This is a genomic window from Conchiformibius kuhniae DSM 17694 (genome assembly GCF_000428785.1).
In the GTDB taxonomy this organism is placed as follows: Bacteria; Pseudomonadota; Gammaproteobacteria; order Burkholderiales; family Neisseriaceae; genus Conchiformibius; species Conchiformibius kuhniae.
Window position 1 is genome coordinate 62,270 of the sequence record NZ_AUAP01000013.1, and the last position, 8,693, is coordinate 70,962.

At 58.6% G+C, this 8,693-nt stretch carries 8 protein-coding genes; 3 read left to right on the forward strand and 5 right to left on the reverse strand.

Annotated features, from left to right (window positions below):
* The first annotated feature begins 9 nt into the window (after positions 1–9).
* A complete protein-coding gene (locus G392_RS0106340; RefSeq protein ID WP_027009567.1) occupies positions 10–855 on the forward strand; it encodes an SDR family NAD(P)-dependent oxidoreductase in 846 nt (281 codons plus the stop codon).
* Positions 856–999: 144 nt separating this feature from the next.
* Here G392_RS0106340 and G392_RS14055 read toward each other — a convergent pair whose 3' ends face one another.
* From G392_RS14055 to G392_RS0106370, 5 genes are all read right to left on the reverse strand, one after another.
* The gene (locus G392_RS14055) at positions 1,000–1,794 is read right to left on the reverse strand and encodes a DUF4440 domain-containing protein (protein WP_084165940.1); all 795 of its coding nucleotides are present in this window, start codon (positions 1,792–1,794) and stop codon (positions 1,000–1,002) included.
* Positions 1,795–2,100: 306 nt separating this feature from the next.
* Positions 2,101–2,967 (reverse strand): pirin family protein, encoded by an 867-nt coding sequence (locus G392_RS0106355; protein WP_027009568.1) that lies wholly within the window; start codon positions 2,965–2,967, stop codon positions 2,101–2,103.
* Between the two features lie 88 nt (positions 2,968–3,055).
* Positions 3,056–3,391: a zinc ribbon domain-containing protein YjdM gene (locus G392_RS0106360; RefSeq protein WP_027009569.1), complete on the reverse strand. Its 336-nt coding sequence runs from the start codon at positions 3,389–3,391 to the stop codon at positions 3,056–3,058.
* A 17-nt stretch (positions 3,392–3,408) separates the two neighbouring features.
* Entirely contained in the window at positions 3,409–3,867 is a 459-nt protein-coding gene (locus G392_RS0106365) for a hypothetical protein (RefSeq protein ID WP_027009570.1), read from the reverse strand.
* Between the two features lie 22 nt (positions 3,868–3,889).
* Entirely contained in the window at positions 3,890–4,987 is a 1,098-nt protein-coding gene (locus tag G392_RS0106370) for an aminoglycoside phosphotransferase family protein (RefSeq protein WP_027009571.1), read from the reverse strand.
* A 62-nt stretch (positions 4,988–5,049) separates the two neighbouring features.
* Here G392_RS0106370 and G392_RS0106375 point away from each other — a divergent pair, with 62 nt between their 5' ends.
* Both G392_RS0106375 and G392_RS0106380 read left to right on the forward strand, forming a co-directional pair.
* Entirely contained in the window at positions 5,050–7,416 is a 2,367-nt protein-coding gene (locus G392_RS0106375) for an LPS-assembly protein LptD (protein WP_245571939.1), read from the forward strand.
* A complete protein-coding gene (locus tag G392_RS0106380; RefSeq protein WP_051255614.1) occupies positions 7,413–8,360 on the forward strand; it encodes a peptidylprolyl isomerase in 948 nt (315 codons plus the stop codon). Before G392_RS0106375 ends, G392_RS0106380 begins: the two co-directional genes overlap by 4 nt.
* Positions 8,361–8,693 lie beyond the last annotated feature (333 nt).

The following is an 8,693-nucleotide window of genomic DNA, read 5'->3' on the forward strand; positions in this document are numbered from 1 at the left end:
GACAACACAATGACACAAAAAGTAATTTTAATTACCGGCACATCAAGCGGCATCGGTTACGACACCGCCCTGCTGATGCGCGGGCTGGGGTGGCGCGTGTTTGCGTCCGTGCGCCGCGACAGCGACCGCCAACGTTTGCAGGCAGAAGGCTTTGATGTGCTGCTGCTGGATTTGGACGATGAAAACAGCGTCCGCACCGCCTTTGCCGAACTGTTGCGGCAAACGGACGGGCGTTTGGACGGCGTGTTTTGCAATGCCGGTTTCGGACAATTGGGCGCGGTGGAAGACGTATCGCGTGATGCCTTGCGGGCGCAGTTTGAAACCAATGTGTTTGGCACGTGGCAGTGCATTGCCGAAGCCATGCGCGTGTTCCGCAAACAAGGCTATGGGCGGCTGCTGGTAAACAGCAGCATTCTCGGCTTTGCCGCGCTGCCGATGCGCGGTGCGTACAACAGCAGCAAATTTGCGCTGGAAGGCTTGTGCGACACCCTGCGCCACGAAATCTACGGCACGGACATTCATGTCAGCTTGGTCGAGCCGGGCGCCATTACCAGCCGTTTCGGTGAGCATGCGTTGGCAAAGTTCAAGCAAAACATCGACATCGACAACAGCGTTCACCGCGAAGCCTATCAAAACCATTTGTTGCGTTTGTCGGGGCAAACCAAGCCGATGCCGTTTACCCTTTCGGCTGCCGACTGCGCCGCCGTGTGCGTCCGCGCCTTTACCGATGCCGCGCCCAAGGCGCGTTACCGTGTAACCGTGCCGACCAAAGTATTTTGGTGGCTGAAGAAAATCTTGCCCACCGCCGCGCTCGATGCGCTGAAGCGGCGGACATTTGTCGCCGAACGGCGGTGAGGGTGCTGCCCGTTATCAACAACAATACCCGCATGCCGGTGCGTGCGGGTATTTTTATGCCAACCACCGCCGTGCCCGTGCGGGAATGACGGTGTTTTTCTACTGTGCTGATTTTCAGTAGAAAAATTTAAATGATGACACGCCCTAGTGGGAAGCGTGCGGTTGGGGTGCGGGCGCGGCGGTTTGCGCTTGTGCGGGCGCGGCTTGCTGCGGTACGGCAGCAGGCTCGGGCGCGACAGACGGCGCGGCAACCGGTGCAGGCGGTTGGGCGTGCGGTGCTGCCGTTTGGGGCGCGGCGTGTTGCTGCGGCACTGCTGCGGGTGCGGCGGGGGTGGCTGCGGCTGCTGCTTGTTGTGCCTGACGGACGGCGGCTTCCGCTTGTGCTTTGGCGGCGGCGAGGTCTGCTGCGGCTTTGGCGGCTTGCGCTTCGGGCATCAACGAGGAGTGATGGCTGGTAATCAGCCAGTTTTTACCGTCCCACTGATAGGTGTAGCTGTAACGCCCCACCGCTTTGTTGCCGGTTTTGGCAAACGTAAAGCTGTACACGCCCGCATCGAGTGCGGTATTACAGCCGATTTGAATGTGGCGTTCGTGAATTTCGCCGACAGGCGCGTTTTCCAAAAAGTGGACGAAGTAGTCTTCTTTTTCGGCAGGGCTGTAGCGCACTTTGTCGGACAAGGTGGGCAGCAGCACCGAGTCTTTGGCATAGTTTGCCACCACATTGGCGGGCTTGCCGCTTTGCAAGGACGTGTTCCAACGGTCGAACAGGGCGGCGATTTCGTCATCGGTAACGCTGCGGCAGCTTCCGGCATCGGCGGCGGCGGTTTTCACCGCTTTTTTGGCGGGTTTTTCCGCGTGTTCGGCTTTGTGTTTGTCCGCGCCGCCGCAAGCGGCAAGTGCCAGTGCCAACAAGATGGACGCACCTGTTTGAATCTTCATGGTATCTGCTCCTGAAAGGCGCATCATTCCGGTGATGCGCCGTAATGTGAAAAAAGGGGAGTGAAACGGACAAAGGCGTGCCGCAGGGGTGCTGCGGTACGGCTTGCCCATTGGAGTAGATATGTTAAAAGTATTCCGTGTTTTTGACAAGTTTTGTAAGGAAATTGTGAAAAAAAGCGGCCGTGCCGCGTTGGGCGCATCATCAATTGACTGAAAAACACCACCGTCATGCCCGCGCAAACGGGAATGACGGTGGTTTTTGTATTGAGCTGATTTTCAATATAAAAATTCAAATAATGACACGCGCTAGGCGGTTGTGGCGGCAACGGTGCCGAAACGCCCTTGGCGGAAATCATCGATGGCGGTGCGAATTTCGTCTTGGGTGTTCATCACAAACGGCCCGTAGGCGGCAAGGGGTTCGTCAATCGGCACGCCCGACAGCAGCAATAATTTCGCGCCGTCCGCGCCCGCTTGCAAGGCGATGCGTTCGCCGTCGCGGGCAAAATGCACCCATTCGCCCGCCGTCAGGCATTCCGTGCCGTTTACCCGCGTTTCGCCGTGCAGGGACACCACCATCAGGTTGTGCGCGGCGGGGACGGTTAATTCGCACGCACCGTTGCCGTTCAGGGCGATGTCCCACACATTCATTTCGGTAAACGTGTGTGCCGCGCCGTTGTCGCCCGCAATCACGCGCACGCTGCCCGCATTGTCGGGCAGTGCCAGCACGGGAATGTCTGCTTGGGCGAGGTGTTGGTAGTGCGGTGCGGTCAGTTTGTCGCGGGCAGGGAGATTGACCCACAGTTGCACCATTTCCAGCGTGCCGCCGTGTTCGCGCAAACGCCCGCCGTGAAATTCCTGATGGACAATGCCCCTGCCCGCCGTCATCCACTGCACATCGCCCGCACCGATGACCCCGCCGCCGCCCGCCGAATCGCGGTGCGCCACTTCGCCCTGATAGGCGATGGTAACGGTTTCAAAGCCTTTGTGCGGGTGTGCGCCCACGCCGCGTTCGGTGCCGTCTGCGTCAAACACCTGCGGCGCGGCATAATCCAACAGCAAAAACGGGTCGGTGCGGTAGGGACGGTCGGCGTGCGAAAACAGGCTGTGTACCCGAAAACCGTTGCCCACCCAATGGGGCGGCGGACACCGACCGATATAATCTACGGAGCGCATTTGAAACTTCCTTTCCTGAAATGGCGACAGGCAGGAAAATGGCGGCGCAACCGCAAAAATGCAAGCGGGGGCGCGTTTTGCGCGGCGTTCAGGCTTTTTTCACAAATTCCGATTTCAAATTCATGCCCGTGCCGTTGATTTTGCAGGAAATATTGTGGTCGCCGTCTTGCAGGCGGATGTTTTTCACCTTCGTGCCCTGCTTGATGACGGCAGAGCTGCCCTTGATTTTCAAATCCTTCACCAACACCACCGCATCACCGTCCTGCAAGGGCGTGCCGTGTGCATCGCACACAGAGGGTGCGGCGGCGGATTCGGCAGCACCGTCCTGCGGCTGCCACTCATGGGCGCATTCGGGGCAAACCCATTGCGTGCCGTCATGATAACTCAATGCAGACGCGCATTGCGGACAGGGCGGATAAGACATCGACATGGCAGATTCCTTTATAAACTTTCAAAATAGCCCCAATCCGTTTCGGCAAATTCGGGCTTCAAATACATATGCACCTGCGCCGCGCCCGCCTTCAACGCCACATCGCGCAAAGTATTGAGCTCGGCATCGGTGATGTCGTTGAGAAAACGGGTTTGCGGACGGATAATCAAAATCGGCGCGGTGGGCGAAAAACGGCTTTGCTGCAAAACATTACGCAACACCTCCGTAGCGGCGCGGCTGTTGGTAACGGGCGTGCGCGGGTGGGCGAAAGGCAAATGGTTGCGCCCGTTGTTGCGCTGCTCGTCGTCCCAATCGCTGCGCCCGTTCGACTGCGGCGGCAGCACCGCACTGCCGATAAAACGCTCGCGGGTTTTCACCTTGACCAGCTCGATACGGTCATCGCACAACGCCGCCAAAATCACCGAAGATAAGCGGTATTTGTGCAGATTTTGCAAATGGTTGCGTGCCATAACCCGTCCTTGTCCGTTGTGCTTAAAACGTATAACCCGTTTGCACGTCGTCATCGCCCGCCAGCGACACCAGCACATCGTACAAGGGGCGCAATTCCCCGTAACGGCGGGTGGTGCGGCGCAGATAATTCAGAAAACGGGGGATTTCCGGATAATATTTGTCTTTGTGGTCGCGGTGGCGCAGGCGCGTGAAAATGCCTGCCACCTTCAAATGACGCTGCACGCCCGTAAACTCAAACCAACGGTAAAATTCGTCAAACGTGGCGGGAACGGGCAGGGCGGCGGCGCGCGCCTTTTCCCAATAGCGGATGGCAATGTCCAGCACCAATGCTTCTTCCCACTCGATAAAGGCATCGCGCAGCAGCGACACCAAATCGTAGGCAATCGGGCCGTAGAGCGCGTCTTGAAAGTCCAGTACCCCGATGCGTTCGGGGGTGAGCATCAGGTTGCGGACGATAAAGTCGCGGTGTACGAACACTTTGGGCTGGTTTTCAATCACGGGCAACAGGGCGTTGAGTCCTTGCTGCCACAATTCTGCTTGGCGGGTGTTGAACACGGGGCGGGCGGCTTCGCCGAGTTGTGCTTGGTCTTGGCAAAGCGGGTCGTGTTTGCGTACGACTTGTTCGGGGTTTCTGCCCAGCACTTCGATGGCGACAAACCAGTCGGGGAACAGATTGATTTCGCGCAGCAGTTCGCTGCGTCCGTATTCGGGCAGCACGTCGGGACGGCTGGTTTTTTGCAGCAAAACCAGTTCGTCTGCGGCTTGCAGCAGCAGTTGCCGTTGTGCTTCGGGGGTGTGGTGCGTGCCTTGCGGGTCTTGCATGGCTTTGAGCAGTTGGGTGTCGCCCAAGTCGCTCAAGGTCATGAAGCCCTGTGTTTTGTCGCAGTCGAAAATCTGCGGGACGTTCAGGGCGGGGGCAAACAGGTTGCGTACGTTGATGTAGGCGTCGAGGTTGATTTTTTCAGGGTCGGCGTCCATGCAGACCAATGTGGCACCATCGGCAAAGTCGGCGCGGAAGTAGCGGCGGAAGTCGGCATCTTGTGCGAGGTGCTTGAGGGTAAAGGGGCGGTCGGGGTGCTGCGCTGCCAGCCATTTTTTTAATGCTTCTTTTCGTTCCATAGCAATATTTTCGGTTAAAATAAATGTCATTGTAATGCAAATCTACGGCAGGGTCGCTTATTTTGTCGCATGTATCGAAATTCGTTTCCGCCGCGCAAGGGTGCGGGGGGCAGGGCGGTTTGTCCGTAGGGGCGGCGGGGCGGCGCACACGCCGTTTTGTGTGCAAGCCTTTGGTGTTGGCGCTGGTGTGGGCTTTTTGCAGCACGGCGCATGCCCAAACGTTTGAGGGCTGTCATCACGCGGCGGGCGATGCGGCGGCGCTTGCGGCTTCCGCGCCGGTGGCGGACGGAGCAGCCTTGCCCGCAGGGGCAACGCGCATCCGTGCCGACAAAATTGCGGGGCAAACGGGGGTGCGGGCGTTGGCGGAAGGCGATGTGGTGGTCGAGCGCGGCAATGAGGTTTTGCAGGCGCAGCGCATCGATTACGACCAGCCCGACGATACCGTTACCGCCGAAGGCGGCTTCACGCTGACACGCGGCGACGGCGCACAGGTGCGCGGCGATGCGCTGCAATACGATTTGGGCAAGGGCGGCGGACGGGTGCGCGATGCGGAATTTGAAGCGGAGCATGAAGGACGGCGTTTGCAGGGGTCGGGGGCGGAGCTGGTGTTGCACGACCCGCAGCGTACCTCTGCCAAGCAGGTGCGTTTCAACACGTGCGGGCGCGGCGACAATCCGTGGTATGTGGAAGCGGCGGAGCTGCAAACCGACCGCAGCCGCAACATCGGTTCGGTCAAACATGCCAAGCTGGTGTTTAAGGGCGTGCCGGTATTGTATGCGCCGTGGGCGGATTTTCCCTTAAACGGCGGGCGCAAAAGCGGCTTTCTCGTACCCGTTGCCAAAATCGGCTCAAACGGCACGGAATTGGAAGTGCCTTATTATTTCAATGTCGCCCCCAATTATGACGCGACTTTGGCATTGGGCGGCATCAGCGCACGCGGGGCGACCGCACGTGGCGAAATGCGTTACCTGATGCCCGAATATCACGGGCAGGTGCAGGCTCGGTACATGCCGCACGACCGCCGCAGCCCGCACAAAAACCGCTACGAACTGCGCTGGCAGCACGACCACCGCATCACCCCGCAGCTTCAGGCGGGCATCAGGCTGCACCAAGTGTCCGATGACGACTACTACCGCGATTTTTACGGGCGCAACGAAGTGGCGGAAAACGTACAGCTCGAACGGCAGGCGTGGCTGGCGTTTGAAGGCAGCGCGGCGGGCGGCGCACTGCACGCCAAAGCCGAAGCCCGCCAATACCAAACCCTCAGCGATGCACAAGGGCGCAAAGACAAACCCTATGCCCTGCTGCCGCGCCTGTCGCTGCATTGGCAAAAGCAAGGGCTTGGCAACATCAAAACCGCCGTGTACGCACAGTTTGCCCGTTTCGAGCAGCGCCAAAAACAAGACGGCAGCCGCGCCGTGCTGTATCCGCAAATCAGCCGCGACTTTCACACGCAGTGGTGGTATGTGCGCCCCAAAGCGGGCTTGCACCTGACCCATTACCGGCTCGACCGCTTCGGCGGGACGCCCGCGCGCAAGGTGGCACGGATTCTGCCCGTTGCCAACGTGGACGCGGGCATGAATTTCGAGCGGCGCACCCGCCTGTTCGGACAAAACTTCCTGCAAACGCTGGAGCCGCGCCTGTTTTACAACTACATTCCGAAAAAGCCGCAAAACCATCTGCCCAATTTTGACGCTTCGGAAAACAGCTTCAGCTACGCGCAACTGTTCCGCGAAAACCTGTATTCGGGCAACGACCGCATCAACAACAGCAACAGCCTGTCGTTCGGATTGCAAACGCGCTTGTTTGAAGCGCAAAGCGGCGCGGAACGGTTTCGGGCGGGCATCGGGCAGAAATTTTACTTTGATGCCGACGACGTGCTGCCGGACGGCCATGTCGCCCGCCGACCGCGCAGCAAAAGCGACATCGCCGCTTTTGCCGGCGGCAATATTGCCCGCAACTGGCATGCCGACACCCGACTGCACTACAACCAAACCGTCCGCGCTCTGGAGCACGCCGATGCGGGCGTTCGCTATCAGCCCGCCGCCGGCAAAGTCATCAGCTTCCGCTACAAATACGGGCGCAAAGAAGAAACCCACCCTGTCGGCTACGGGCGTTTGCGCCAGCTTGACGCGGCGTTTCAGTGGCCTTTGCGCCCCAACCTGCACGCGCTCGGGCGTTTCAATTACGCCCTTTCGCCCGGCAAGGCACTGGAGCAGATGCTCGGCTTGGAATATCGCAGCAACTGCCGTTGCTGGAGCGCGACCGTGGCGGCGCAGCGCTACGCGGGCGGGCAGGACAAATACAAACACGCCCTGTTTTTCACCCTGCAATTGAAAGACTTGAGCAACTTGGGCAACAACCCTTTCGAAATCTTCCGTTCGGGCATTCCCGGATACCGTCAAACCAACGAGGTCAGCAAAAAATGAATACCCGCTTTGTCAAAACCCTGCTTTGGAGCGCCCTGTTTGCCGCCGCATCGGCTGCCGCAGACATCCGCCCGCTCAACGGCATTGCCGCCGAAATCAACGGCAATATCGTTACCTACGGCGAAATCGAACGCATGGCACGGGTCATGCGTCAGAACAGCCGCACCGCCGTCCCACCCGAACAACTGCAGCAAGCAGCAAGGCAAAGCCTGTTTGAGCGCACACTGATGGTGGACGAAGCGCGTAACAAAGGCTTGAAAGCCACCACCGCCGAAATCGACGGCGAAATCGCCCGCCGCGCCGCCGTAGCAGGCACGACCGTGCAACACATCTACCAAGATGCCGGACAATTCGGCTGGAGCCACGCACAATACCGCTTGGAAGTGGCAAAAGATTTGTTGATTGAAAAAGTGATGGCAGATTTGGAAGAAGACATCAAAATCGACGAACACCAAATCGACCAATACATCCAAATGGCACAAAAAGAAGGCAAAAGCCTGCCTGCGGGCGAGCCGTACACCGTGTACCAAGTGCAGCGCATCATCATGAAAATGAGCAAAAACAACACCGCAACGGCAGTGGGCAAACGCATGGCGCTGATTGCCCAAGCGGTGCGTCAGGGCGCGGATTTCGGCGCATTGGCACGGCGTTACTCGCAAGAGCCGGCGGCGGCGCAGGGCGGCACGCTCGAGCTGACGGACGAGCGCGAACCCGCCAAAGTCGAAGCACTGCTGCAACAGCTCAAGCCCGGCGACACCGCCGCGCCGGTGCAAACCGCGCACAACTGGCAGTTTTTCCGCCTGACGGGCAAGCGCACCGAAACCGACCCCGTCAAAATCCGCCGCGAAGCCGTGCGCCGGCTGTTACGCAAACAGGCGCAAGAACAAGCACAGCAGCAGCTTGTCGAACGCTTGCAGCACAACGCGGTGATACGAGAATATTAAAGCGAGTCATCAATTATAGTTGATTAAAATCGCAACGATACGGCGTTGCCAACGCCCTTATGTACTGCCCGTACACGGCGGGCGTTGTCGCCTTGTCTCGTTTTTATTTTTATCAACTATAAATTTTGATACTGAAAATCAGTGCAATATAAAAACACCGTCATTTCCGCACGGGTGGGAATGACGGTGTTGTGTTTTTGCAGACGATTGACGACACGCCCGCAACGATGATGCCTTGCCGCGCATCATCGTTTTTTGAAAACGGCAGCTTATTGCGGCGCAGACACCGTAGCGCGAATCAGCCCTTCCGCTTTCGCCAAAGTATTTTCCACA

Bases quoted from the DNA above. Each gene is read 5' to 3' on its own strand.
- G392_RS0106370 (WP_027009571.1), bottom strand. From the start codon at position 4,987: ATGGAACGAAAAGAAGCATTAAAAAAATGGCTGGCAGCGCAGCACCCC.
- G392_RS14055 (WP_084165940.1), bottom strand. From the start codon at position 1,794: ATGAAGATTCAAACAGGTGCGTCCATCTTGTTGGCACTGGCACTTGCC.
- G392_RS0106380 (WP_051255614.1), top strand. From the start codon at position 7,413: ATGAATACCCGCTTTGTCAAAACCCTGCTTTGGAGCGCCCTGTTTGCC.
- G392_RS0106360 (WP_027009569.1), bottom strand. From the start codon at position 3,391: ATGTCTTATCCGCCCTGTCCGCAATGCGCGTCTGCATTGAGTTATCAT.
- G392_RS0106340 (WP_027009567.1), top strand. From the start codon at position 10: ATGACACAAAAAGTAATTTTAATTACCGGCACATCAAGCGGCATCGGT.
- G392_RS0106365 (WP_027009570.1), bottom strand. From the start codon at position 3,867: ATGGCACGCAACCATTTGCAAAATCTGCACAAATACCGCTTATCTTCG.
- G392_RS0106355 (WP_027009568.1), bottom strand. From the start codon at position 2,967: ATGCGCTCCGTAGATTATATCGGTCGGTGTCCGCCGCCCCATTGGGTG.